Origin of the sequence: Pseudoalteromonas sp. KG3, assembly GCF_030436385.1 — a bacterium.
In the GTDB taxonomy this organism is placed as follows: domain Bacteria; phylum Pseudomonadota; class Gammaproteobacteria; order Enterobacterales; family Alteromonadaceae; genus Pseudoalteromonas; species Pseudoalteromonas prydzensis.
Genome location: NZ_CP098523.1, coordinates 731,541 through 757,423 on the forward strand (window position 1 = coordinate 731,541; position 25,883 = coordinate 757,423).

Annotated in this window: 21 protein-coding genes; 7 read left to right on the forward strand and 14 right to left on the reverse strand. The window is 38.5% G+C overall.

The features are described from left to right. Position 1: 1 nt before the first annotated feature. From NDQ71_RS03585 to NDQ71_RS03615, 7 genes are all read right to left on the reverse strand, one after another. A complete protein-coding gene (locus NDQ71_RS03585; RefSeq protein ID WP_192540517.1) occupies positions 2-673 on the reverse strand; it encodes a hypothetical protein in 672 nt (223 codons plus the stop codon). Positions 674-793: 120 nt separating this feature from the next. Continuing rightward, positions 794-1,849, reverse strand: a complete 1,056-nt coding sequence (locus tag NDQ71_RS03590) for a restriction endonuclease subunit S (protein WP_192540516.1) — start codon at positions 1,847-1,849, stop codon at positions 794-796. Continuing rightward, positions 1,846-3,438, reverse strand: coding sequence for a class I SAM-dependent DNA methyltransferase (locus tag NDQ71_RS03595; protein WP_192540515.1), 1,593 nt, complete (start codon positions 3,436-3,438; stop codon positions 1,846-1,848). The genes NDQ71_RS03590 and NDQ71_RS03595 overlap by 4 nt, the downstream gene beginning before the upstream one ends. 51 nt (positions 3,439-3,489) lie before the next feature. Then, on the reverse strand, positions 3,490-4,482 hold the full coding sequence (gene rhuM / locus NDQ71_RS03600) for a virulence protein RhuM/Fic/DOC family protein (protein WP_192540514.1): 993 nt from the start codon (positions 4,480-4,482) through the stop codon (positions 3,490-3,492). Then, on the reverse strand, positions 4,483-7,923 hold the full coding sequence (locus NDQ71_RS03605; RefSeq protein ID WP_192540513.1) for a DEAD/DEAH box helicase family protein: 3,441 nt from the start codon (positions 7,921-7,923) through the stop codon (positions 4,483-4,485). Between the two features lie 70 nt (positions 7,924-7,993). Continuing rightward, positions 7,994-9,130, reverse strand: coding sequence for a CRISPR-associated ring nuclease Csm6 (gene csm6, locus NDQ71_RS03610; protein ID WP_301562265.1), 1,137 nt, complete (start codon positions 9,128-9,130; stop codon positions 7,994-7,996). Positions 9,131-9,453: 323 nt separating this feature from the next. Continuing rightward, complete coding sequence (locus tag NDQ71_RS03615; RefSeq protein ID WP_301562266.1) at positions 9,454-9,984, reverse strand: hypothetical protein; 531 nt, start codon at positions 9,982-9,984, stop codon at positions 9,454-9,456. A gap of 325 nt (positions 9,985-10,309) precedes the next feature. Between NDQ71_RS03615 and NDQ71_RS03620 the strand changes: the two genes are divergently transcribed. Next, complete coding sequence (locus NDQ71_RS03620; RefSeq protein WP_301562267.1) at positions 10,310-11,167, forward strand: hypothetical protein; 858 nt, start codon at positions 10,310-10,312, stop codon at positions 11,165-11,167. A 1-nt stretch (position 11,168) separates the two neighbouring features. Here NDQ71_RS03620 and NDQ71_RS03625 read toward each other — a convergent pair whose 3' ends face one another. Further along, a complete protein-coding gene (locus NDQ71_RS03625; RefSeq protein WP_192543258.1) occupies positions 11,169-12,269 on the reverse strand; it encodes an ISAs1 family transposase in 1,101 nt (366 codons plus the stop codon). Positions 12,270-12,533: 264 nt separating this feature from the next. On the opposite strand from NDQ71_RS03625, the gene NDQ71_RS03630 reads away from it, so the two are divergent. Both NDQ71_RS03630 and NDQ71_RS03635 read left to right on the forward strand, forming a co-directional pair. Beyond that, a protein-coding gene (locus NDQ71_RS03630) for an IS3 family transposase (protein WP_192543254.1) occupies positions 12,534-13,714 on the forward strand; the annotation gives its coding sequence in 2 pieces (ribosomal slippage) (positions 12,534-12,792 and positions 12,792-13,714; 1,182 coding nt in all). 652 nt (positions 13,715-14,366) lie between these two features. Then, positions 14,367-15,023: an inovirus Gp2 family protein gene (locus tag NDQ71_RS03635; RefSeq protein ID WP_301562268.1), complete on the forward strand. Its 657-nt coding sequence runs from the start codon at positions 14,367-14,369 to the stop codon at positions 15,021-15,023. A 190-nt stretch (positions 15,024-15,213) separates the two neighbouring features. Here the strand turns inward: NDQ71_RS03635 and NDQ71_RS03640 are convergent, their stop codons facing one another. The 4 genes from NDQ71_RS03640 to radC are packed head-to-tail and all read right to left on the reverse strand — an operon-like array spanning position 15,214 to position 16,961. Beyond that, positions 15,214-15,453, reverse strand: a complete 240-nt coding sequence (locus NDQ71_RS03640; RefSeq protein ID WP_301562269.1) for a hypothetical protein — start codon at positions 15,451-15,453, stop codon at positions 15,214-15,216. Positions 15,454-15,484: 31 nt separating this feature from the next. Further along, positions 15,485-16,045: a tyrosine-type recombinase/integrase gene (locus NDQ71_RS03645; protein WP_182752854.1), complete on the reverse strand. Its 561-nt coding sequence runs from the start codon at positions 16,043-16,045 to the stop codon at positions 15,485-15,487. A 10-nt stretch (positions 16,046-16,055) separates the two neighbouring features. Next, positions 16,056-16,475, reverse strand: a complete 420-nt coding sequence (locus tag NDQ71_RS03650; protein WP_301562270.1) for a DUF2787 family protein — start codon at positions 16,473-16,475, stop codon at positions 16,056-16,058. 12 nt (positions 16,476-16,487) lie between these two features. Beyond that, positions 16,488-16,961: a DNA repair protein RadC gene (gene radC, locus NDQ71_RS03655; RefSeq protein WP_010557264.1), complete on the reverse strand. Its 474-nt coding sequence runs from the start codon at positions 16,959-16,961 to the stop codon at positions 16,488-16,490. 125 nt (positions 16,962-17,086) lie between these two features. Between radC and NDQ71_RS03660 the strand changes: the two genes are divergently transcribed. Beyond that, positions 17,087-17,284, forward strand: a complete 198-nt coding sequence (locus NDQ71_RS03660; RefSeq protein ID WP_010557263.1) for an AlpA family transcriptional regulator — start codon at positions 17,087-17,089, stop codon at positions 17,282-17,284. Between the two features lie 35 nt (positions 17,285-17,319). On the opposite strand, the gene NDQ71_RS03665 is transcribed toward NDQ71_RS03660, so the two are convergent. Further along, positions 17,320-19,200, reverse strand: coding sequence for a hypothetical protein (locus tag NDQ71_RS03665; RefSeq protein WP_301562271.1), 1,881 nt, complete (start codon positions 19,198-19,200; stop codon positions 17,320-17,322). Between the two features lie 237 nt (positions 19,201-19,437). Further along, positions 19,438-20,574 (reverse strand): ISAs1 family transposase, encoded by a 1,137-nt coding sequence (locus NDQ71_RS03670; protein ID WP_008466968.1) that lies wholly within the window; start codon positions 20,572-20,574, stop codon positions 19,438-19,440. A gap of 165 nt (positions 20,575-20,739) precedes the next feature. Between NDQ71_RS03670 and NDQ71_RS03675 the strand changes: the two genes are divergently transcribed. Genes NDQ71_RS03675 through NDQ71_RS03685 form a run of 3 tightly spaced genes read left to right on the forward strand, consistent with a single transcriptional unit; the run spans position 20,740 to position 25,835 of the window. Next, positions 20,740-21,615, forward strand: coding sequence for a WYL domain-containing protein (locus NDQ71_RS03675; protein WP_301562272.1), 876 nt, complete (start codon positions 20,740-20,742; stop codon positions 21,613-21,615). Between the two features lie 3 nt (positions 21,616-21,618). Continuing rightward, positions 21,619-22,113: a BREX-3 system P-loop-containing protein BrxF gene (brxF, locus tag NDQ71_RS03680; RefSeq protein ID WP_301562273.1), complete on the forward strand. Its 495-nt coding sequence runs from the start codon at positions 21,619-21,621 to the stop codon at positions 22,111-22,113. Next, positions 22,113-25,835 carry a DUF6079 family protein gene (locus NDQ71_RS03685; RefSeq protein WP_301562274.1) on the forward strand — a complete coding sequence of 1,241 codons (3,723 nt, stop codon included), beginning with the start codon at positions 22,113-22,115 and terminating at the stop codon, positions 25,833-25,835. Before brxF ends, NDQ71_RS03685 begins: the two co-directional genes overlap by 1 nt. The last annotated feature ends 48 nt before the right edge of the window (positions 25,836-25,883 follow it).

Consider the following 25,883-nt stretch of genomic DNA (forward strand, 5'->3'; position numbering starts at 1 on the left):
ATCATTTTTTGCTTGGGTTGGTTAAAAATAAATTTGTGCCGCTGCTTTCAAAGCGCTTATTCCAAATCAAATCAAAATAAATACGGTGATTTAAACCTATATTTGCCGCTTTTTCTTTTAAAAAGTTTTGTATATCTGCGTAGTGCTGTGCTGTTTCTATGTCTTTATATGTAAAGCGGCGTTTGATGCCTAAAGCCTTCGCTTCTTGAGCGGTGAATATAAATTCTGACTGAAATATTTGGCTATCAAGGGGTAAAAATAGCCATTGTGTGGCGGTTTTTCTTGCTGGTGCAAAGTCATCCCCCATTGCTACAAAGTGCTCGAATACAATATCAACGGGCTTTCGTATTTTATTAAACGACTGCAATTGCAAAGGTTTAATATTTTTACTCAGTTCAACAATAAGTTCACTACATAACTCGTTGGCAAGTTCGTTTAACTGCATTTCAGAGGTGAGATTATTTAGTGCGTGTATTAAATAATCCTTCTTTTTAGTTAACACATCTCTAAATGTGTGTGAGGCACCTAAGCAATTATTATTTTTACGATGAAAGCCGCGATAGGTATTTGATGCTAGGCTTTTTAACACCAATTCCGCGTAGCTGAGTAATGGCGTAGGTGTTAAGAAAACCGTATCGCCCACTTCATTCATGCGTTTTACTTGTGCCTGCATCTTTTATTTATCCTTACGCGTGAAATAAACGGCTTGTTTTAAAAGCTCTACGTTGATTATGTTTTTATTTAATTCTCTTTGACTCATCTAACTTCCTTGTTCTTATTTTTATAAATAGCGTTATAGTTCGCCCGCAAAGGCTTTTTGGCTTAGTGAGTTGAAAAGCTCTTTTTTATTAAAATCTAAATTTTTAAATATTAATTGACTCACCAACTTACAAATGACTTCAAACCGATCCTGCTCAGCCTTAGGAGGAACAGCAGAAACCTCTTTCAAAAATAAATTTCGATTTAAAGTTGGCACACCAGCACCCTGAACATACCTCTCTAAGTTTAAAAATCTTAAATACCATTCTATGTATTTAGGATTATTTCCATAAAAGTTAGTAACATAAAGAGCTGTATTTAATGGCCAAAAATCATTTTCTGAATAAATAACTTTACCAATAGTTCCACTTCTACCCGTAATAACTCCTGGTCCTTTAACCTTGAATTCATTATGAGTACCCGTAATTCCATTTGCTGCATATATTGGAATATTACCTTCAAGCCTACTTTGCTTGGGTAAATCATAACCTCTTTTTAATAGTGAGATCTCTTCTATAGGCTTGACAGTCCAGCCTTTGGCAATATCATTTTTATTCCAAGTTACTGGATCACCAAACATATCTAGGAATACGCTGCGTAGGAAGTCGTCGGCAAGTTGGATGGCTTGTTGGCGTTTGCGGCGGATGGTGTCGGCTTTATCTAAAATCGCGGCTATGCGTTTCTGCTCGTCCAGTGGTGGTAATGGGATAAGCTCATCATGAACTAAGTTTCGGTTAAGTGTTGGTACACCAGCCCCTTCAACAAAGCGTTCTAATTGGAAAGCTTTTAACATGTAAAAAACCCATTTGGGATCATTTCCATGGAAATTAGTCACGTATAATGATGTATTTAGCGGCCAATAATCAGTGCTAGTATAATGAACCTTGCCAATAGTGCCTGACCTACCTGTTATAACTCCTGGTCCTTTTATTTTTGCCTCATTATGACTGCCATTTTGACCATTAGCAGCATAAATAGGTACCTTTCCAGCAGTTCTGAGTTTTGTAGGGAGATCATATCCTCTTTTTAGAGTCGCTATTTCTTTTAGAGATCGCAATTGCCAATTACTTTGATTTCCAAAAAAGCTCACAACATACCCTCCAGCTCTTTTAAATCAGCCAGTATTTCATTTTCTAAGCTCACTAATTTACCTAAAATCTCTTTTGGTGGATCGTAGCTTTCTTCCTCGTATACCACTTCTTTGTAGCGGTTGATTGAAAGGTCGTATTTATTGTTGGCTATGTCGTCTTTACTGACCCAGAAATGCTTTTTCTTACCTGATATAACGCGATCATTGCTATCACTTGTCGCGGTCACTTTATCACGCGCTTTAAATTCGCTGATTAGGCTGGGTAAGTCGTTGGCTTTTATTGGCGTGCGCTTATCGTCTAGCGAGAAACCATCGGCTTGTACGTCGTAAAACCATACGTGGTCGGTGCTGCCGCCTTTGGTGAATATAAGTATGGCTGTTGATACACCGGCGTAGGGTTTAAATACACCACTTGGCAGTGAAATTACGGCTTCTAGCTGGTTGTTATCCACCAGCATTTGGCGCAGTTGTACGTGCGCTTTTGATGAGCCAAATAACACACCGTCGGGTACAATAGTGGCCGACTGGCCGCCTATTTTTAGCATGCGTTCAATAAGGGCAACAAACAGCAGCTCGGTTTTTTTAGTTTTTACTTTACGTAATAACTCGGGGCATACGTCTTCTTCGTCTAGGCTGCCTTTAAATGGCGGGTTGGCGAGTATTATGTCAAAGCCTTCTTTTGCCTTTTGCGGGTAGTGCTCTTTAAAGTTTTGGCTTAGGGTATCTTGATAATGAATACCCGGTTGTTTAATGCCGTGCATTACTAAGTTCATGGCAGCTACGCGTAGCATGGTGGCGTCAAAGTCAAAGCCGTTGAACATGTTTGTATCTATGTGGCTGCGCTGCTCTGGGGTAATTAAATCGCCTGAGTAGAGAAGGTTTTCAAGCGGTTTGCCGCTGTCATCAAGCTGTATATTGCCATTTACGTCAAGCACTGGCTCGCGCTCTATGCCCTCGGCTGAGGTGTATTTTTGTAATAGGTATTCGTAACTTACCGACAAAAAGCCACCGGTGCCGGTTGATGGGTCACATATTTGGCTGGTTACATCTGGATCCATCATTTCGACCATGGCGCGTATAATATGGCGCGGCGTTCTAAACTGGCCGTTAATGCCTGCGGTGGTGAGTTTACTTAATAAATATTCGTACAAATCGCCTTTGGTGTCTGAGTTTTCAAGGGGTAAGTCGTTTACCATTTCAACGGCTTTTACCAATAAGCTTTGCTTTTGGATCATCAATTGCGCGTCTTTCATAAACTCGTTGAATACCGCGCCTTCTGGCGATACGTCGTCTGAGGTTTTTGAAAAGTACGGAAACAGCTCATCTTTAACCAGTTTATATAACTCTTCTGCCCCTAAATGGCGCAGGTTTTGCCAACGAATATGTTGTTCGGCGTCGTTAAAGCGGCGGTTAAATGGTTTATTTGTGCGGGCGCTTCGTTTTTCGTCGGCTTGCTCGTTCATGTCGAGCATACGGGCGTACATTAAAAAAGTAATTTGCTCTACTACGGTCAGCGGGTTGGTGATGCCGCCAGTCCAAAATTCTTCCCATAGTTTGTCGATTTTACTTTTTAAAGGTCCGGTTATCATATGTTGTATTTTTCCTATTTTCGGGCTAAAGCCCGACCTACAAATTGTGTATTATTGGCTTAATAAATTTTCGATTAAGCGAATAATGGTGTCTTTTTCTTTTGGGTTTGACTCTGCTACTAATAAAGTAATAGCAGCTAAGCCTGTGTCGTTTATTACCGGTTGGTAATGCTCATTTAACAGGCGTTGATTGCGATTTAAAAAATCGACAAACAAAAACGCTGCGGTGCGTTTATTACCATCACTAAACGGATGGTTTTTAACGACAAAGTACAATAAATGCGCGGCTTTACTTTCTATGCTTGGGTAGGCAGGATCACCGAATACGGTTTGATCTAACGCTCCCCAAATAGCTGCTAAACCATCATCGCGCTCTTGTGCAAATAGCTTGGTAGCTTCTCCTTTGTTTATAAGGTTTTGCTTAAGCTGAGCAATAGCGGCTTTTGCATCATCAAGTGGTGTAAGTGCGCCGCCTAATTCACCTTTTGGAGAATTAAGTAGCCCCTCGTCGTACTGTTGTAGCCATAAAAAGGTTTGCGTGTAACTGGCAATTATATCTACAAGCCCTGCACCAAACTCACTGTTTTGTGGCAAAACAGCAATACGTTTAACGAGTTGTAATGCGTTATCTAACTCTGTTGCATTTTGCGCTAATCGCTCTTGATTTAAGGTGTAGCCTTTTAATAAGTGCTGCTTTAATGTTTTAGTTGCCCACTGGCGAAAGCGCGTTGCTTGGGTTGAGTTAACGCGGTAGCCCACGGATATGATTGCATCAAGGTTGTAAAACTTAGTTTTTGATTTTTGTGTTTTTCCAGCTATTGCACCGTGTTCAGTGGTTTGTTCCAAAATGGAACTAACCACTTCTTGCTCCAGTTCACCAGTCTTAAAAATATTAGACAAGTGCTTTGTAATAGCTGGTCGCTTCGTTCCAAATAAATCAGCCATTTGTGCTTGAGACATCCAAAGTGATTCATCTTTAAATTGAATATCAAAAGATAACGAACCATCTGGAGTTTGGTATATAACAATACCTTTGTTAGCCATTTACACCCTCAGCTCTTTTTCAACAGATTGATTTTTATCGCCCAATTTTACATCAAACTGTTTAATAAATTGCTCTATTACGTCGGCTTGTTGCTGGCTAAATACGCCATCGAGCCCCATGTCGTGTATTTGGGTAAAAGGTGCCTCGTAAAGCTGGGCTATTTCGATTGCGCCGTGGCGAATTAAGTGATTTTTTAACATACCAATAAAGCGCTGTTGTTTAGCATTTAAATGGGTGTGTATTTGCTGCACAAAAATAGTAAAGCTCTGCTCTATGGCGTTTTTATCCATACCGACTATGGTACGCAATATTTTATCAAGCGTCGCGGTTGATTCGGGAAAAAACTCTTTTAATGTATTTAAATCAACACTTGGGTTTTGCGTATGCACCAACGAGCTTAATTGCGCTAAGTCGGCCTCGGTGACTTGTTCGCCATTGCGTATTTTTTTAAGTACGCTGTCGGTTTCAAATAACGGGGTAAGTGTTTTTTCAACCTCTTGGCGATATATTTGATAATCGATAGAGACTATTTTTGTCAGCCTGTCAGCTTCGTGTATTTGATTTTCGTCTTCTTTTATATCAAGCACAAAATCACTTGTTGGCGGCGTTATGCTTTTATTACGTAAATGTATAATGCTGCGTAAATTAATGCGGCTTTGCTCAAGCGCTGCATGGGTTAAATACTGCCAATATTGCTCTGTTTGTATTTCGGCTATTGCAGGTGCTTTACTACGCACTTCGTTTAAGTGCATTTGTAGCGACTCAACCTTGTTCATTACACTTTGTTTAGCTAAATCAATTTGGTTTGCATCAATAAGTAACAACGTTTGAATAGTGGTTAGCTCAAAATCAAATTTATACGCTTCACTTTGCCCCATTATGTTACGCCATTGCATAAGCGGCGCTATTTTTTCGAATAAGTCGCTCACTGCCTGTGGTGCAAATTGATTAAGGCGTTTTAGGTCTTTATAGGTTTCGACCACATGCCAGTTGTCGCGCACAGAAATTGATTCCATTGGCAATAAGTTTATATCTTGGTGTATTAGCGCAATTGTTTGATCAAACACATCTATATTGGCTTTTTTAAGGGCGGTTTGGGCAAGGGTCACCCGCGCTTCAAATAGCTTTTGCAGTAATGATTTAGCTTGTTTTACATCTTCTTCTTCTGGGTTTTCGTCAAAGTATTCAAAGTTTGCCCAGTGGTCGAATATTAAAAAGTGAGTTTTGTGCTTGCCTGGACCATATAAGTTTTCGCATAAGCGTGTGCCACGGCCAATCATTTGCCAAAATTTCACTTTTGATTTTATTGGTTTTGCAAATACAAGGTTTACGCATTCAGGTACGTCTATGCCGGTGTCGAGCATATCGACCGATACGGCTATGCGTACGCTGTTTTCGTCGCTTGATTTAAAGTCGTCGATTAGCTCTTCAGCGCGTTCATACTTTGAGTGAATTACGCGGCAAAAATTAGCACCATGCTGCGGGTAAAGTTCACTAAATAACTGCGCCATTAATTCGGCGTGGGCTATGTTACGGGCAAATATAATTGTTTTACCTGGAAGCTGGCCGTCTTTATCGCGCAGGCCTTTTTCCATTAAGTTGCGTAGTATTAACCTGTTGGTGTCTTTATTTTTAATGGCTTCGTCTATTTGTTTTGCGTCAAAGTCGAGCTCGTTAGGATCAATCCCTTGCTCTTCTAGTTGGGCTATTTGTTCATCGGTTAGGTTGTCTTTTTTAATGCCTTCACGTAAAAACTGTGTGGTGTAACTTACAATTTTGTAAGGAACTAAGTTGCCTTGCTCTATGGCGTCTTCAAGTGGGTAATTGGCTGTTGGCATTTTGTAATCACAGCTAAACAAATCACAGGTTGAGCGCGATACCATTTCTACCGGCGTGGCGGTTAAGCCCACTTCTAGCGCGTCAAAGTATTTAAAAATATCGCCATAAATATTGTAAATTGAGCGGTGCGATTCATCAGCCACGATCAGGTCAAAGTAGCCTACGTCGTACTTGTTCATTATGCGCAGCATGCCTGGGTAAGTCGCGATAAATACGCGCGCACTCGCTGCGGTATTTTTAGCGCTTTTTCCTACAATGTGTACTGGCTCTTTAGTGTGTTCGGTAAAGGCATTACCCGCTTGTTTACGTAGCTCTTTTCGGTCACATAAAAACAGTACGCGCTTTGCCCAACCGGCATCGAGCAAACGTTTAGCAAGGGCAATAGATACGCGCGTTTTACCTGTGCCGGTGGCTTGCACTATAAGCGCTTTTCGGTGTTTGTCGCTAAAGCGCTCACATACTCGAGTTATGGTTTCCATTTGATACAAACGCCCTGCTACTGCGGTATCTATTGGCGTAGTGTTTAGATCTTTTTTAAGCGTGCGCTGCTTTATTAAGTACTGCAGAGAATCTTTTGAATAGTAACCGTATAAGCCACGGCTATTATAGCCTTGGGCGTCATCTAGGATTTTTATATCCCAGCCGTTTGAATAAAAAATAACGGGACGTTGGCCGTATTGGTTTTGCAATGCATTGGCATACAACGTTGCTTGCTCACGGCCTTTTTCGATGTTTTCACGGGCGCGTTTGGCTTCTATTACAGCAAGTGGTTTGCCGTCGTCATCCCATAAAACGTAATCTATGTAGCCAGTGCCTGTTGGCGTTGGTTGCTCATTTACCTTTACTTCTTTGCCTACTTGCTCAGTTGAGCTGGTATCGAGTGACACATCCCAACCTGCGGCGCGTAAGTCTAAATCTATAATGCGTTTGCGGGTTTCGTCTTCATTAAAGTTAAAGCTAGATGTAATTGCACTATTATTTGTTTGCAATTCAGTGAGTTTATTTTGATCAATAACACTTTTAAGTTTAGCCGCTTCTTTTTGAGCCAATTGCTGCGCTTGCTGAGCGGCTTCTAATTCATTTAACGCTTGTTTTAAGCGAAGTTTATTTTCTTCTAGCTGTTTTGATAGTTGCTTATTTTGTTTTGCAAAAGCGGCATCTGTTTGGTTAGTTAATTGAGTAAGTTCGGGTGCAATAAATTCTGGTAAGTCTTTTTGATCGCCATTGGCAAAAGCCATATAAAGATAACAAGAAATAAAGTAAGTTTCTTTTAAAATCCATACCGCTTCTTGCTGACTTACTTTGCCTTCGTGCGCTGCTCTGTTACCGCTTTTACGTATAGCATGCAGTTTATCTTGTATTTGTTGTGGTACTGCTGATTTAAAGTTGTCAGTAATGAGTTTATCTTGAAAAGTCGAATTAGGGTTGGCAGGTAAACAGAGCTCTTTGTAAATGAAGCCTACGACTTTTTCTGCAAAACAACGTAACTTGACTAACGAGCTTTGCGGATCGGTAATCGCATACTCTTCTGCAAAAGCGGCTAACTGGTGTAGTTCTGGCCATTGTTGCTTAATGTGTTCAAAGTTCATTGATTGCTTCATTCTTCGTTACTTCCTTATAAACTAATTTACCAAACTTATTTATTTTTATGCGTTTGCAAGCTTGTGAAGTTTAAACCGTTAGATTTATTTTTATGTTATGTTTTTGGGCACTCAATGCATAATGCGTTGTTAACCCGTATTTATTAGAGCTGATATTTATTTTAGTGACCAGTGCATTTGGTAACATTTTGTTTATTTTATTATTAATACGGCTGCGTGTTTGCTGCACAAAGGTTTTTTCCATGCACTTTAATGTACGGTGCAACCCATCTCTAAAATCTTCTGGCTCTATAGCGAATGTATCACGGAAAACACGTACATCACTGCTATTTTGCTGTAAATGCGTTAGGTACTCTTTGCTGTAGCTCAATGTTTCTTCAAAGTCACGGCCAACTATCAGTGCTGCTTGTTCACTTTGGCTGTATTGGTTTAGCCATAAATAAAAAGCGCATTCTTTGGCGGTAAGTTTAATTTCTACCCCTGCAAAGGTAAGTGTTTTTGCTTTAGCATTTACTTCAAGAGCTAAATCTTTTTTATGTGCTGAGTTTAAACTTGCTACTGTTTGGCTAAACGAGGCACTTTGCATATTAGCAATAAGGGTTTCGTCGATTGATTGGCGCATACGTACAAATGGTATTTCGGCAAGTGTAACTTGGGCATTTTTACAGTTCACTTGTTTGCCATTTTTACCGTCGATCATGTGGTTGTATGGTGTTGGGTAGTAAAAGTCTCTTACAAATTCAAACTCGTCGTTTACAAATACGTGACTGAGTGAATCTTGCTCACGCCCTAATAATGACATTGCATAACCTAAATAGAACGCCATAGTTTTACGTCCACCCGCAATTGAGGCATGAATACTAATGTTATTTTTATTAGTAAGCTCAAATACTTTACGGGTAATAAAATCAGCCATATAGGTTTGTTCTATTTCAGATTTTGCATCATCAATAGGTTGGCCTTTGTTGTCTTCTATTAGCCATATATTTTCATCGGGAAGTTTAATATTGGGAAGTTGGTAGTCTGCTATTAATTTAGCTAGGTGACCTTGCGTAAATAGCCCATCAGTAAGCATAGCCTTGGTGCTTTTTGTAGTAATAACAAAAACGTCTTCAGGCATAGGCTTACCCTGCTGGTGAAGTGCAAAAAGCGTTTCGGTTAATACTTGAGGGCTTGCACCAGTAACTATTAGTAGGATATGTTTCATCAAGAATCCTTTTGTTGAATATTTAGCATCATAGCCAAATTGGTAACTGAATGGAACTTGTTTGAGTTCAATGAATTAAGTTACTAGATTAAGGGTGCGTATTGATATGTTAAATTAGAAGCTTTATTGATAAGCACAAAAAAAGACGTCATGAGACGTCTTAATATTAAATAATGGCGGGAGGGAGGGATTCTTAACAGCCCAACAACCCACTGATTATAAATAAAAATACCGAAAACAATAAACACAAGGAATACCAATAGGTATACTAAAAGTTATTTATTTTTAAAAATAACCAAGGCCTAAAGAAAGCTCAGCTTGCCCTACTCCTCCCAAGCATCTAATAATCTAGTGATCTTACCATCAATAGTTGATAAGTTTTCTCTTATAGCTTTTAAATCAAGGCTATCATCAAAAGCTCTCTGTTTGTGTTTGTAAGGTACTTGTACTTTTGTATCTTTAGAAATCAGCTTAGGGTTTTTTCTAGCGTAATTTATTAGCTTTTCAATATATTTAGATTGAGATATTTCATCCGCGGCACTTAACGCCTTTAGTTTATCACGCGCTGATTTAGACACCTCGAGCTGAAGTTTACAGACTTTATTAGAGATATTCTTTAAGCCTCTTTCATAGCTTTTCCATGCTTTATAGAGCTTATCAAGACTAACTTTTTGACTATCTTCATCATCACTTATACGTTTTATTTCATCTCTAATAAAGCTATCTAATGTGGCATCTGGAGATTTAAAATAACTACTGTAACTGTCATAGCGGCATGCTAGCCAGTTACGCAAATCTTCATTATCTTCATTGACCCACGTCAAAATTTTCTTGCTAGCAATCCGATCTGTCATTAGTTCTTCCCTGTGTTTTACCGTTTGCGGATGTTATCGAAAACAATAATCCAATACCAATTTGTAAGCAACCGCTTTGCGGTCAGAATCTACCTCACCAGATATCTTTTAGATACTAATCAACATCTAAATTAGACTCCCAGCTAGCCACTCAATTAGAGTCTCAATTAGTTTTTTAAAATAAATAAAAAAGTCTAAATGAGAGTCTAATTGAGATTTTGTGTCACGCCTTATTTTTAAAATTACAAAATAACACCCTGTTATTGTATTTATTAATCTATTCTGCTCTACTAGCAGGTATACTCCCCCACATGAAAACAATCAAATGAATGAGTTTTTTACTTTCACATCTAATTTATCCCCATATACAAAGTGGGTGTTAATTCGCTTAATTACAGGGAGAGTAATTGGAGACAAATTATCTAAAGCTGACTTCCTTGAATTAGGGTGCCCACACAATAAATTTAAAAAAGTAATAGAAGGGCTACTAGAAATTAATGCAATCTCTAAGCTCGGATCTAAGCATTTTAAGCGTGGACGACCAACACTTGCATATAGTTTTATCTACGATAGACCCAACGAAATTAGTAAATTCATATCTAACGAAATGCTAACAAAGCTCGAGAAACTTAAACTAAGGGTGCCTGTTAGATTAGTGTGGTCTTTCTTTGTATTAAACCAAGATGAACTTGGGTACATAGAAGGCTTTTCAATGGCTGATATAGATAAAGCATGTGGCTTAGAATCTACTCAGCTAAAAACGGCTATATACCTGCTTAAAAATAAAAACTTAATAAGCCAGCCAGTGACAGGATGTACGATAAAAAAATATGACAATGTGAAGCCAAATGCAAGAAAAGGCTCAATGGGTAGTCAGGCTAATAATTTAAAACGTAGTTCTGTATTTAAAATAAAAAAAGACAATCAAGCATCTCATATATACCTGATGACTGTCCCTTTAACTTTAATAAACTCCCAAACTAAGAATAAAAAATCTAATTTATACACTGGGGGATTTTTACTATTATTACTCGAGGAACCTCATAAAAGAGAGACTCTTTTTATGGAATTACTTCGCTTCGAAAATGATTGGTTAGATGGTGCTCCAAGTAAAAAAAGTGAATACTTTTTCTTGAAACAGCAACCCCCTAATATTTTCAGGGCGGGAGCATACTTTGATTAATTTATAATCCAAAAAATATTCTCGCCCGATAATCATCACTCCAGCTTGCCTTTTTGATTTTGCTACGTTGACTTGGGGCCCCGCATTCGCATTGCCTCAAAATGTTCATTACAAAGCGCCTAAATAAAGCGATGTTTTCAACTGCACCCTCTAACGCTATTCTTGAATCATCTTCTTTGAAAACAACATCTAAAACATAATGCTGGCTATTTTCAATACGCCAATGTTGCCGTATATAATGCCCTAGCATTTTGTGTTTAGGTGACATTGAACTTATGTAATACGACGTGTCTATACTGCACTTATTCTTTACTGTTCTGTGGCGTTCAACTGCGATTATACTTCTTATTGTTGGCCACTTCTGTGCAAGCTCTGTCGGCAGGTTCGCTTTTAATTGATAGACGTAGCGCTCTTCTTTGCGACCATGGATCTCTTGCTTAATGTGTGTGACGACTTTTTCTTTATTTGCATCAAATACTGCTTGAAATGAATTCGATACAGCATCAAACAGTTTGGGTTGATTTTTCTTAACCTGAACAACTACATGTGCCTTTTTATCTGAAATTATTTCGAGTGTTTCACGTTGGCAATGAAGTGCATCCATCGTGATGACACTTCCTTTTACATCAAGTATATCAAGCATTTGACGAACAACACTTATTTCGCCGTTTTTTGTTTTTGTCGGTTTTTGACTCAATACTAACCCTCGCTCAGTATCGTACGCCGTTACTAATTGCAGTGCTGTTTTTCTATCATTTCGATAAGAGCCGCGTAGCACCTTGCCATCAAAGGCAATAATGGGTTTATTTAATGACTGGCGCTGTTCATTTAACCACAAGGCTAAAGCTTCTAATAAGGATTCCGCAACAACACTGCGTAGTATACGTGCTATCGTATGCCGCCGAGGGATACCATGTCTGAAAGCTCGGTACTGTCTGAGCCATGATAGCTTTTCATCACCATAAATTTCAATATCTTGCCATCCCTCACATCCTGAGGATATGGCTGTAATTATCAAGAACATAACATCAATTAGATTATGTTTTTGGTTGATATCAGAACGTGTTTCTTCAATAACAGTAAGGTGGTCTAAGATGCTCAAAATTGAATGCTATAAGTGAATTTTCTCTATTAGATCATATTTTTATTTAAAGTGCGATCCCGCCCTGCTAATATTTTTGGACACCTCGATGATATTTTATTCAAGCTAGCTTCTTGCGGTTTATTACGCTTACTGAATAAAACGGGAAATGTATTTAACCCTATTTCAGAAGAAGATGCATTCAATCTGTAGTGGTACAGTGATTTTGGCCACCCATTAAGAAAGAAATGTTATGCTAATAAGCATACAAATTTGGGTGAAAAAATGACGAAATTAAAACGCGCAACGTATTCTGCGGCAATCAAATTAGAAACGGCTCAGCTTGTAGTCGACCAAGGTTATACGCAAGAAGATGCAGCCAAGGCTATGGGTGTTGGTAAATCAACCGTAAGTAAGTGGGTTACTCAATTAAAGCAAGAGCGTAATGGTCAGTCACTATCGGCTTCACCAATGACGCCCGAACAAATTGAAATTCGTGAACTTAAAAAGCAAATCCAACGCATTGAATTAGAAAAGGACATATTAAAAAAGGCTACCGCTCTCTTGATGTCCGACTCCCTGAACAATTCTCGTTAATCGAGAAGTTAAATCAACGAGAGCATTATCCCATTAGCGTGCTATGTGGCGTATTCGATGTGCATCGCAGCAGCTATAAATATTGGGCTATACGCGATACAACGCCGACACCTGAGCAAGTAAGGTTAGAGGCTGAAGTTAAAGCAATACATAGAATGAGTGGAGGCTCAGCAGGTGCAAGGACAATAGCTACAATAGCGACAAACAATGATTTTGAATTGAGCCGTTATCGTGCTGCTAAGCTAATGGTTAAGTTAAAGCTTGAAAGTTGCCAAATTCCTCAACATTCATATAAGCGCGGTGGTAATGAACACCTTGAAATCCCAAACCTGCTTGATAGGCAGTTTGATGTTATTGAACCGAATACTGTGTGGTGCGGTGATGTAACGTATATTTGGACAGGCAATCGCTGGGCTTATTTAGCGGTCGTTATTGATTTATTTGCGCGTAAAGTGGTTGGTTGGGCAATGTCGTTGTCGCCAGATACTAATTTAACACTAAAGGCGCTTGAACTCGCTTATGAAAGTAGAGGTAAGCCAAGTGGGTTGATGTTTCACTCAGATCAAGGGAGCCATTATACGAGCTTGAAGTACCGCCAACGTTTATGGCGCTATAAAATTACACAAAGTATGAGTCGACGCGGAAATTGTTGGGATAATGCGGCTATGGAGCGATTTTTTAGAAGCTTTAAAACGGAATGGATGCCAAAGGTTGGATATGAAAACTTTAAAGAAGCTAAATATAGCGTAAGCGATTACATAAATGGATATTACAATAATGTTAGACCGCATCATTATAATGCTGGTTTAGCGCCAAATGAATCTGAGGTTAGATACCAAGATTCTAAAACTGTGGCCAAAATTAGTTGACCACTACAATCAGTTTTTAAGTCCTGCAAACTTTGAGTTGCAGGCGGCTATTCATGGCTCCTTAACGTCTGTGCTTTTAGGAAGTTTTGCGAATATACTAGTTCATTATATTCTATACACCTTTTATCTGAATAGATGTGATACGAATCTTCATAATCCCTCCAACAAACAACAGTACTTATCATGGGTAGCGGGCTTGGGTTGTACAGATAAAAATATTGACATAGAGCTCATAAGAACCCCGACCAAAGTTGAGCTTTCAGATATAAGCTCAATAGAAAATTTAGTTATTTCTTCTACTATCGATTTTAGCGATAAAGTTAACATTACCAATACGAACGTAGATTTTAGAGACCCTAAATCGAATTTAAAATCTGGTCAACACCCCGTTTTTCAATGCGTCCCTGATTCCTTTGCGCATTTTTATAAGACAGTTATAACTTCAGAGCGATTATGAGTACGCTAAACAATATCACTGTAATGCGTTAATGAAATTAGCCGTCACAAACTGAGCTGGTTTTGTTAGTGTAAATTTCGGTTTGGTAATATTTATTAGAGTTACTAGTAACGAAGTCATTATCACAACAAATACAAATTAAAAAAATACAACTCACACACCTGATATGAACTAATACATAACAGGAGAAAGATAATGAATAACCCAACCCAATACCCAGTAACCACCTACCCTACTTACAAGCAATATCAAACACTCGCTAGAGTAGATCAACCATTAGTTATTCCCTACTTAAATGCTATTGAGCAAGTCATGCATGCTGCATGTTCTGTGCATAAAAGAACGTTTGCAGTCAGAATTGATTTAAGACTACCTGCTTATTCAAATACAATTGATTTAGGTAGCAATAAAGCTATTACACGATTTATTGCCTCTCTTGAGGCACAAATTAAAGCAGATACAAAGCGTAAAGCCCGTGAGGGTAAAAACCCACACCCTTGTAGTATTCGTTATATTTGGGCAAGGGAGAAAAACACAGCACATAGACAGCATTACCATTGGGTACTACTTTTCAATAAGGATAGATACCACTGCACAGGTAAGGTTGACATCGGTAATGAAAATTTATTTACTAGAATTACAGTTGCATGGGCTAGTGCTTTAAGTTTACCTTTTCATGAAGTACTACAGTTTGTGCATTTACCAAAAAATGCTCATTACTACCTTGACGCTAACAATACAAATTTTAAAGCGGATTACAGCAGTCTTTATAAACGAGCTAGTTATTTAGCAAAGCTTAATACGAAACAATATGGCTTAGGGCACCGTTGTTTTGGTTATAGTCAAAGGTAATATTCTAATTAGGACCTGTGCTTCTCAATACTTGTTCTAACGCCCTTTTGAGACCTTCAACTAGCTTAATAAGCTAAAACCCTTAGTACATGAGGGGTGGCAGGTTCCCAAAATAGCATTACGAGAAGCACTATTTACACTACAAAAGCAAAAAAAGAACGCGCTGCAAAAATGCGTTCTTTGTTTACTTCTAATCAAATAAACTCGCTACACCAGCCAACAAGCCACTAGCAACTGCTAAAGGCACTGTGACCGGTGCTGAGGCAACACCTAGCCCAACCACAACTACTCCCGACACAGCTGCGCCAGCTACAGCACCAGAGCTTACAGCAATGACGGTCCTACTAAGTGAAGGCTCAGAACTGCCGGTTATTTGTTTAGATACTTCATTTCCTACTACACCGCACGTAACGGCTTTTTCTAACGACATAACAAACTTACTCCTATTATATGTAATAAATTTATAGCTCTAACTCTTCAAAGTCTTTATCAATTTCCTCCTGAGTTATTCCAATGTAACGCAGTGTCGTTGCTTCAGAGCTATGGCGAAGCATTTTCATTACACGGGCGATGTCTTGGGTTTTATGATAGAGGTGGTAACCTCGTGTTTTACGCATTGAGTGAGTACCTAGCTTTAAGTTAAGCTCTTCACCCACCAGCGCAAATGCTCTTGTAACAGCCCTGCGTGACAAGGGTCGTGTTATTGAACTTTTAGATTGTTGATTACGATACGATTGAAATAGGTAAACATGGTTGGGATGAGTTATGCGTACTTCGTGGATAAACGCTAATGCTTTCTGATTAAGCTTAATCTCTGCTAGCTTTCCTGTTTTACTCTCAAATATAATTAACCTGTCGTTTTGTATATCCGTAAATTTAACAGACAACAAATCAGATATACGCAATGCTAGGTTCAATCCTATATTCCAAATATGGCTCATCTGCTTAGAGCAACGTTTTTCGAGCAAGTAACTAATTAACTTAACTGTATCAAGGTCCTTAATCGCTTGTACTTCAGCCATAACCAACTCCTTAATAAGTTGTAATACTGACCTGGTAGCAACCTGTGTTGTAATACTCAACAAAGTTAGCCACAAACAAGGTTAAAAGGTCCTTCCCCTCTCGTTCATTCAACCAGCCCACCAGCATGTGATATACCCGCTTAATCACAAAGCACACATCAATCTCTTTTACTAATTCAGAATCAGGTCGGCCCTGGTATGAAAAATCAGTAATGTATATAAGCTCCCAACCAATACCCCGTTTTTCTAGCCTTACTTCGACTGGATGAAAGCCACCAGCTTTAGCACTGTAGTCTTTATCACGAAAATTAATAGTTAACTCACTAGCATTCCCTATCGACTCATCTTGTTTAGTGATGGCATTTACAATCACATCAATAAATGACTCAGGTACATTCAAACCTGGTACTTGTTCTATTTTAATAGCCATACCCTACTCCCTTTAAATTAGGCCATGTTCAGCAAAAGAATAACTGGTTTCACCAATGATGATGTGATCGACTATCGAAACATCAATAAGGTTGAGTGCTTGCTGTAATTTGGTAGTAATTAACTTGTCGGCCTGTGACGGCGTACTGACGCCTGAAGGATGATTGTGCGCAAGTATTACAGATGCTGCATTTAGCGCTAATACTTCTTTAACCACCTCTCGCGGGTATACGCTTGCTGCGTTAATAGTGCCCCTAAATAACTCTTTGTATTCAAGTATGCGGTTTTGGCTATCCAAAAACAGCACCGCAAATACCTCATGCTCAATCAACGCCAGCTTATGCCTTAAATATTCTTCACTGTCTTTCGGACATGTTAAAGCCCCATGCCTAAATTGCTTTTGAGCGATTATGTAAGCAGCAGCTTCAAGTATTTGTTCATCACTTACTGGGTGATCGAATTCGTATAGTGACTTGTTATTTTGCATTGTTATGCCCTCTTAATGGTTTATGCAAAATAGTGATGTATATGTCTAACGCTTTTGTTTCGTCTCAGTAAAAAATTACTACCCCCGGAAAGGATATGTACTAATAACCTGACCGGAGAAATCCCATGCGTTTAATCAAATTAAAAGAAGTTTTACATATCACAGGCTTAAGCCGTTCAACTGTATATCGCTTTATGAGCGCTGGTGGATTTCCAATGAAAGTTGAGTTAGGTGGTAACTCTGTAGCCTGGGTAGAAAGTGAAGTTGAAGAATGGATAAGTGAAAAGATTGGGAAAAGAGACACTGCAAGTACTGCAGCTTAAAGTGCTACCCCATAGCGGGGTAGCTTTAATAAAGCCTACTTGCTTAATTCATAGCAAAGTCTAAAGCCTGTTTTTATGCCTTTATATTTACCTGTACAATCTCGCGGACCAGATGCCCTTAATACATTAGCGTCATCATAAAAAGAGGTTAAACTTGCTGAACGAATACTTACTCCTTCCAAAAGCCATTCTGCAAAAAAGTTCGAGTCTATAAATTCCAACCCATTTTTTTCAAAATTAGTTAAACTCTCAGGAAACCGTAATGTTAAAGCATCAAAGTCACTCTCATTCATATATGGTGGGTGCCCGGGGTACTGCCTACCGTCAGGTGTATGAAAGGTCATATCACTGCCTTTATTAGAATGTGCACTTTTTCCAACTTCATTATCTCTGACAGCTAAGTACTCGTCGTATGCTAGTAATCTTAGTGGAACGTTTGTTTCTTTTTCTGCCCAGCTAATATAAGCCAGCACATCATAAAAAGTACATGTAGCAGCTAAACCTTTATCACACTCACTATTTAATGGGGGTAACGAGTCACCCTTTCTGGTAGCAAAATATTCATGGTTTTTATGTAAAAAATCATTTATTTCATCTATGGTTATAAGCTCTGAAACCATTAGCTCTTTCTCGGCTAGCTTAATCTTTTTAAAGCCATGTAAGCGCTTATTCGAGCTGCGGCTTTCAGTAATATAATCACCAGAGGTTTCATAATAATTTTGTAATATTGCATGTTGCCCTGGATAGTTTTTAGTTAAACCGCCATTAGCATAGTAATGTTGCTCTGCTAAGTGGCTGTCTAATTCACGATTACCTTTATAGTTAAAGTACTCCCAACGCTTAAATCGATAATCTTCAATAAAGCTTGGTATATCTGCCCGTTTTAGGTAATCACCGTATATTTGATGTGTAAAAACCTTATCTCTTTGGTTTTTAATTACAAAGTCATAGTTGCCACTATTGTCAGAGAGAAATATAAGGTTTTCGTTGTAAGGAATTACATTCACCCAACCATAATCACAGGCTTGAAGCCGCTCATTTAACGCTTGTGAAAAAAAATCCATTTGTTTTTTTATTAATTCAATCTCAGATTCAAGCGTGCCCTCTTCAAAATAAACTTCTACCTCTGAATCAGGGCCATAACAATAGGTATCACAAAGGTTGTCCCCGAGTAAGTTATAACAACTGGGGACAGTATTATGATTCTTAACTAATATTAGTTCTGCAGCAGTAGTTACTATTTCTTTGTGTTTAACTGCGGTTGGAGTAGCGTCTTTAGCTTTACCATTAGTGATAAAGTCTATGAAACTTGGTAGGCTTGACTTATCTACTACTCTAAAGGCTATTTTTGCTGATAAACCCTGGGATAAAAGCTGCTGTTGACGCTCATTTAATTGTGTTGTGTCATAGCCATCACGAAAAACCTTTAAATGAATATCGTTGGTAATTATACTTTCCCAATCACTATCAATCTCAAGTGCGTTATTTAGCTCTATCATATCCCAAGCTAGAACGCCTGAAAAATCGAAGTCATGCCCAGTAAATAACTTACTCGGCATCGGCCCTTTTGAGTAAAACAGTCTCTCAGATACTTGCTGGTGGGTAAATTGTGTGTAGCCTAGTTGCATTCCACGGTGTTTATGCTCAAGTAAATTAACTCGTTTATGCAAGTCATGCTTTGCCATAAATGGCTTAAGCTTTTCTTCAAACTCTTTTTCGTAGTTAGCAAACCCACCCTTAATACCGAGGCTTTTCGCTAGTATATTAAGCTTTGTGGTATGAGGGATTTTTTCTCTGTCTCTAATTGTTTTTTTAGCTGAGTATTTTAAGTTCTCTGGTGTTAAACCAGTAATTGGCACTATATGAAATTTTTCTAGAGGGATGTATGTAGTTGGAACTGTAGTATTGTTTTTCATTCTATAACCTTAAAAAATAGTTAAAGCCCCGCTGTATATTTTTAACGGCGTACTTCCGGCTACTAAGTCCAAGAATGAAGTGTATATCGTAGGTGTGATGAAAAACGATTTGAGTGCTTTGTTTTGTAAGAAGTACATTACAAACCGCAGGTAAGCCTCTGCCCTTGATATGCACATTAATTGCAAAAACTTTTAATGTCAAATACTTATTGTAGTAATTTAAGAAACAAAACACGGCTAGCGCATTTTAATCCCAGACTCTAGCAGGGTTGAGCGGTAATCATCGTCTAGCCCTGCCATTTTCTTTTTCCTCGCCATACTTGCTGACTTAGATGCATCTTGTTTAAAAAGCGCCATGGCTATCTTTCGCATTACATTAAACATTAATGGCCCTTGAAGTTTGCGTATTCTCGATTCATCTTCTCTGAAGTTCATATCAAGCATCCAATGCATGCTTTCAACCTGCCAGTGACTGCGTACTGCATTGAGTGCTTGCGCTGCATTTAAGTCTAATGAACTTATATACCAGCGTGTTTCAGTGGTATCCGACCCTGCCGACTTATCATGAACTTCAGCCCTGACCTTAATAATACTCGTTAAGCCAGGCCAACGATAATCCTTGCCTAGCCAGCTTTTATCTATAAGTAACTGCTGGCATGTACGTGTTTCAACACGCCCATGTCCTGAGCTTATTTCGGTATGTTCATCACAATTATGCTTAGTTAACCTTTCACGCTCGCACTTGTGCCACCACGCTTCTAGTTCCTTTTGCATGCCTGAATGATTACCTTTAAGTGCAAGAATATAATCTGCTTTTTGTTGGATGATTTGTTTTGCTATTTCTTGTTGGCATCCCATCGCATCTAACGTAATGATACTGTTTTCAATATCGAGCAGGGTGAGTAATTCTGGTATTGCGGTGATTTCATTTGTTTTATTATCAACAGCCGTCTGCCCAAGCACTAACTGGTGTTGGCAACTCCATGCACTGACCGTGTGTAAGGCACTTTTTCTGTCTTTTGTGGTAAATGAACGCCGTGCGGTTTTGCCATCGATAGCGATGATATCTGCACCTGTAGTTTCAATCAGTGATGATATCCAAGATTGAAATGCCCTTTCTATTTCATTTGCTTTTAACCGACACATGACGCGAGCAATCGTGTCATGTTTTGGAATTCCTGCGTTGAACGTGCCGTATTTTTTTAACCAATCAAGCTTTAGGTGCCCAAAGTCTTCAATATCTTCCCATCCTTCTGCACCAGAGAGTACAGCGCTAATAGCAAGGAGAAGAATATCGATAAGTTCATGCTTTTTACAACGTTCAATGCGAGGATCTGTAATTGAATTAAAATGTTTCAGAAAAGTAGTGCTCATATTTATGCGACCAAGTAATTATTATGCCTTGATCTGATCACTACTTGCTCTATAAGTTCAATTTATAATGATCTTGCCGTGAGAAACAAAACACATTAACTCATTTTGATTGCATCTTTAACTTTCCCTGATATAGTTACTACAAAATAATGACTTAGTATATATATGACTAATACCGCATTGGATGCACTCACACATGCGCAGAGGGAACGCCTAGCGTTCATTGACTTTAATCTGCAGTACTTTGGCCAAGTTGCAAGAGCTGATTTAATTCAGCGTTTTAAAACTGGCTTAGCCGCGTGTACTCGTGATTTTTCATCATATAAAGAACTTGCACCTCAAAATCTAGTATTAAGTCATACAACTAAAACCTACCATCGGTTAGAAAGCTATAAACCTTTATTCAAACATGACGCTGAGAGTATTCTCAGCGCTTTATGCCGTGGTTTTGGTGATGGTCTGTCTAGTGGCATTCAGCCTAGTAGCTACTGCCAAGATGCAACGCGTTTAATACATCCGAATAGTGAAGTAATCGCAACTCTTATGCGTGCTATTACGTCCAAGCTCGCTATTGAGTGCCAATATACATCATTAACTACAGGCACTACTTTAAAAGCATTAGTGCCCCACTCTATTGTTAATAATGGCAAACGCTGGCATGTGCGTGCATTTGATAGATCAAACCAAGAATTTAGAGATTTTGTTGCTACCCGTATTGAATGTCCAAAAATACTGCAGTCACTCATTAAACCTGAAGAATACGCAGATAAAGACACCCAATGGCACACCATTTACGATATAATTTTAGCGCCGCACCCACAGCTAAAATACCCAAAAGCAATAGAGCTTGATTACGAAATGGACAACGGGCAATTAAAATTAGAAATAAGAGCCGCTCTGCTTGGTTATTTACTTAGGCAATGGAACGTAGACTGTACCGAGAAAGGCACATTAAACTGTAATATTTACCAGCTGCATTTAAGCAATAAATCACAACTTAATCTTAAAGATATTGAGATAGCCCCAGGCTATGAAAAGTAATTTATGAAAATATCTAACACTAAAATTGAAAATATTAAAACTGACATTGATCAAGCGATTAAATCTGGCTCTTTTCAATCGAGTAATCTCATTTTATTGGTGCTGAACCCAAGGGAAATTGACGAAGTTATTGTAAAGCACGTTGATACTCAGTTTAAAAATCTATCTAAGCTGTTGTCAGAAAAGTTAGTAGTCTTATCGTTGAAAGATAGAGAACAATATCTACATAGTTTAGTCTCTGACTTAGTTAAAGAAGCTGTAGATATTTGCTATTTTTCAAGAATAAATTTGCTGTTTGAAGAAAGCTTACAAGCAGACCCATTAAAGCTGCTTCAACATGCGGCTAAAAAGAAACCGATTATTGTCATTTGGCCAGGTAGTTTAGACAGCATGTCATTGAGCTATGCAAAACCAGGTTTACCAGATTACAAAAGTTATAAATTAAATGAATTTCAAGATGTGCAGGTAATCACTACTTGCGAACAGGGAGTTAAGTAATGAAGAAGTACAATGAATTAATCCAATTCGAACCAGTTACAACTACTATTGAATTGGAAGATTCTGCTGATCATACCAAAGCGGAAAAATTGATATCATCATATGTGATTTCAGAAAAAATGAAATCTAAATTAAACGATATCATCATTAAGCATCTTCAGTATGAGGAGTTTACCGATCAAAAAGCCTTATGGATTGTTGGTAATTATGGCTCCGGTAAATCACATTTAATGTCTGTTATATCAGCATTAGCTGAATACCCTGATTTAATAGACAAAATCACAAATGAGGAAGTCAAGAAGTGCGCTGAAAAAATTGCGGGAAAATTTAAAGTAATTCGCTTTGAAATTGGTGCTACAAAAAGGGACTTAACAGATATCATCACTGATAATCTGACAGATGGTCTCGAAAAACTAGGTGTTTCATATGAATTCCCCCCAATGGAAGACATTAAGACCACACATAAGCCTTATATAGAAGAAATGATGGTTACATTTCACGAAAAGTATCCTGATCATGGACTATTACTTATTTGTGATGAAATACTAGATTATTACAACTCTAGAAACCAGCAGCAACTCCCTTTAGATATGGCTATCTTGAGAGTAATCGGTGAAGTTATCGAAGGAACACGATTTAGATTTGTAGCAGGAGTGCAGGAAGCTATCTTTGCTGATCCAAAATTAAGTTTTATCTCAAAAGAAGTCAAACGAATCAGTGATCGAGCTGCTCAAGTTATAATTGTTAGAGAAGATATTAAATTTGTGGTTGCTGAAAGGCTACTAAAAAAAAGCGCTCAACAAAAAGAATGGATCAGAGAGTACCTACAAAAATTTACGCCTTACTACGAAAAAATGAATGAACGCTTAGATGAGTATGTTCAAATGTTCCCAGTACACCCTGATTATATTAATACTTTTGAGCGTGTTCGAATTGCAGGGCTAGAGCAACGTCAAGTTTTGCGTAGCTTATCAAACCATATGGAAACGCTAAAATATGATGATGTTCCTGATGATGTTCCTGGCATATTTTCATACGACACCTATTGGCATGAATTAAATGCTGACTCAACTATGAAAAGTAACCCAGAAGTTGGCCAAGTAATCGAAACAGGCGAAACTTTAGTGGAACGTATAGAACAAGCTTACCCAACCCCCGGTGAAAAAGACTTTGCCAAACGTCTAGTTGCTGGTTTGGCTATTCACCGAATGGCTGTTGGTGATATATATAACGAAATGGGCGCCACCGCAGCAGAGCTTAGAGACTCACTTTGTTTATTTATTAAAACAGTTGATGTTTTACCAGGTGAAAAGAGTAAAAACCTAGAGAACCATATCGTTACTGTTTTAAAGAAAATAAGAAAGACAGTAAATGGCCAGTTTTTCTCTAAAAACAAAGCCAACGACCAGTTTTATATCGACCTTAAAAAGACTGAAGACTTTGACGCCATTATCGAAACCAAAGCTGAACAATTAGCTAATGATAATATCAACGGCGCATATCGTGCTGCAATGCTTGAGATCCTTGGGCAACCTGATGCCCAGCAAGTTCACACCATGTGGGAACATGAGCTGAAATGGATTGATAGAAATGTTAATCGCCAAGGCTGGTTATTTTTAGGCTCTCCAAATGAGCGTGAAACGGCTAAACCTCAACGCGATTATTACATGTACTTTATTCAGCCTAAAGATGCACCAAAGCAGAAAAAAGAACATATTCGTGAAGACGAAGTGCTGTTTGTATTAAAGAATAGAGATGATACGTTTGATCGTTACCTTAAATACTATGCGGCATCAGTTGAGTTACGAAGCTTAGCGACAGGTAGTGCCAAAAATACCTACAAGCTGAAAGCTGATGATTATCTTAGGGATATGCAGAAGTGGATCAGAAACCATATTGCAGATGCTTTTGAAGTTAAATACAACGGCCAATCAAAACCGATTATGGACTGGCTTAAAGGAACATCTGTTCGTGATATCACAGGCATATCAGCTAATGAGCATGGCAATGTAAAAGATATTTTTGAAGCTGTAGCGAGTTATATCTTTGAAGGTTACTTCCAATCACTTGCACCAGAATACCCTAAGTTTAGTCAGTGGTTCACTGGCGAAAACATGCAAGGTGCAGCAAACGATGTACTAATTAGCTTATCTAGTGGTGCAAGAACCAAGCGTGCTACGGCGGTTATGGATGCACTAGAATTGCTTGATGGTGATAAACTTCAAGCAACTAAGTCTCGCTTTTCTGCAACAGTATTAGGAATGTTAAAGAACAAAGGACATGGCCAAGTAGTTAACAATGGCGAATTGCTAGAGAAAGTTAATGCCAACTTTTACTTTAAGCCCGATACATATCGCCTAGAACCTGAATGGCTACTGGTTATATTAGCAAGCTTAGTTTATTCAGGTGAGTTAGAGCTTTCCGTAGTCGGTAATAACATTACGGCAAGTAATGCGGATTTACTTAAATCTCTAGATTTTAAGGACCTAGTTAACTTCAAGCATATACAAGCACCAAAAGACTTCAATACCTCAGCTATTAAAGCATTATTAGAGCTGCTTGATATGAATGAGGGCCTAGCTATTAGTATTCAACAAGGTGATGATGGCATTGTTCGTGAAATGGGCGACAAAATTGAGCAGAAAGTTAAGTCGCTTGTTACTGATAGCCAAGCAGTAAAAGAAAGGCTGCTTTTATGGGGCCAGCATGTACTTGAAGAAAATGAATCGGAGTTACTTACTGAAAAGCTAACATCCGCCAAAACTTTCTTGGAAGAAATGCAGCGCTTTAATACGCCAGGCAAGCTCAAAAACCTAAAAGCAACACCTGAAGATATTGCATTACAAAAAGAAAACTTAATCGCTTGGAATGACTATAAGCAGCTAGAACTAACAGTAAAAGAGTTTTCCGATATTACCAACTACCTAAGTAAAGCGCAGTTAGTATTAGCTGAGAATGACGACTGGCAAGAAACGGTTAAAAGTGCTCAACAAGAGTTACGTCAAGGCTTAGCTGATAAAGACGTAAGGCAATCAACAGAATTTAAGCAGAAAACGCTTAAACAACTAGCTGACGCAAAGCAATCTTATATCTCTCGCTTTGTTGCTTTATACCAACGTGCCCATTTAACGCTAGCTGAAGATAAAACTAAAGCAGCATTAATGAATGATGACAGGTTAACTACATTAAGCTTATTAAGTGGCATCGCATTATTACCAGGTAATCAAGTTAAAGACTGGCGTGAAGATTGGGCTAATTTGCAGCCTGCAACTGCTATTGATAGTAAGCTGTTAGCAGTCAATCCAAATCCCGTATCATTCAATCCTAGAACAGAGAAAGACCTTGCCCCAGCCAGCAATCGCTTGAACAGGTTAGACGATCAATTAGATGCCATGTTAACGGAGTGGACTTCTACGCTTCAAACGAACTTAGCAGACCCATTTATCCAATTAGATCTAATGAAGTCAGAACAAAAAGCCGAAGTTACTGAGTTTATCAATTCAGGATGTTTGCCAGAACCATTAACAAAAGACTTCGTTGAAGAAGTTAATAAAGTGCTGGATGGCCTAATTGCTGTAGCAATAACGTCACAAGAGCTGGTTGCTAGTCTTGGTAAAGGCACACCTCAAAGCATTGAAGATGTGCGTAAGCGTTTTGAGCAACTCATTGCTGAACGTTGTAAAGGCCAAGATATCGATAAAGTTCGTATTGTTATTGAATAAACCTTATAGAAAATAATTTACTAGAAGGCCGTTAATTAATAACAGCCT

Excerpts from the sequence above, each read along its gene's own strand:
- radC (WP_010557264.1), bottom strand. The coding sequence starts at position 16,961 with ATGCAAAATAACAAGTCACTATACGAATTCGATCACCCAGTAAGTGAT.
- NDQ71_RS03615 (WP_301562266.1), bottom strand. The coding sequence starts at position 9,984 with ATGACAGATCGGATTGCTAGCAAGAAAATTTTGACGTGGGTCAATGAA.
- NDQ71_RS03640 (WP_301562269.1), bottom strand. The coding sequence starts at position 15,453 with ATGTCGTTAGAAAAAGCCGTTACGTGCGGTGTAGTAGGAAATGAAGTA.
- csm6 (WP_301562265.1), bottom strand. The coding sequence starts at position 9,130 with ATGAAACATATCCTACTAATAGTTACTGGTGCAAGCCCTCAAGTATTA.
- NDQ71_RS03645 (WP_182752854.1), bottom strand. The coding sequence starts at position 16,045 with ATGGCTGAAGTACAAGCGATTAAGGACCTTGATACAGTTAAGTTAATT.
- brxF (WP_301562273.1), top strand. The coding sequence starts at position 21,619 with ATGAAAATATCTAACACTAAAATTGAAAATATTAAAACTGACATTGAT.
- NDQ71_RS03605 (WP_192540513.1), bottom strand. The coding sequence starts at position 7,923 with ATGAAGCAATCAATGAACTTTGAACACATTAAGCAACAATGGCCAGAA.
- NDQ71_RS03670 (WP_008466968.1), bottom strand. The coding sequence starts at position 20,574 with ATGAGCACTACTTTTCTGAAACATTTTAATTCAATTACAGATCCTCGC.
- NDQ71_RS03620 (WP_301562267.1), top strand. The coding sequence starts at position 10,310 with ATGAATGAGTTTTTTACTTTCACATCTAATTTATCCCCATATACAAAG.
- NDQ71_RS03650 (WP_301562270.1), bottom strand. The coding sequence starts at position 16,475 with ATGGCTATTAAAATAGAACAAGTACCAGGTTTGAATGTACCTGAGTCA.
- NDQ71_RS03635 (WP_301562268.1), top strand. The coding sequence starts at position 14,367 with ATGAATAACCCAACCCAATACCCAGTAACCACCTACCCTACTTACAAG.
- NDQ71_RS03660 (WP_010557263.1), top strand. The coding sequence starts at position 17,087 with ATGCGTTTAATCAAATTAAAAGAAGTTTTACATATCACAGGCTTAAGC.
- NDQ71_RS03685 (WP_301562274.1), top strand. The coding sequence starts at position 22,113 with ATGAAGAAGTACAATGAATTAATCCAATTCGAACCAGTTACAACTACT.
- NDQ71_RS03665 (WP_301562271.1), bottom strand. The coding sequence starts at position 19,200 with ATGAAAAACAATACTACAGTTCCAACTACATACATCCCTCTAGAAAAA.
- NDQ71_RS03595 (WP_192540515.1), bottom strand. The coding sequence starts at position 3,438 with ATGATAACCGGACCTTTAAAAAGTAAAATCGACAAACTATGGGAAGAA.
- NDQ71_RS03585 (WP_192540517.1), bottom strand. The coding sequence starts at position 673 with ATGCAGGCACAAGTAAAACGCATGAATGAAGTGGGCGATACGGTTTTC.
- NDQ71_RS03675 (WP_301562272.1), top strand. The coding sequence starts at position 20,740 with ATGACTAATACCGCATTGGATGCACTCACACATGCGCAGAGGGAACGC.
- rhuM (WP_192540514.1), bottom strand. The coding sequence starts at position 4,482 with ATGGCTAACAAAGGTATTGTTATATACCAAACTCCAGATGGTTCGTTA.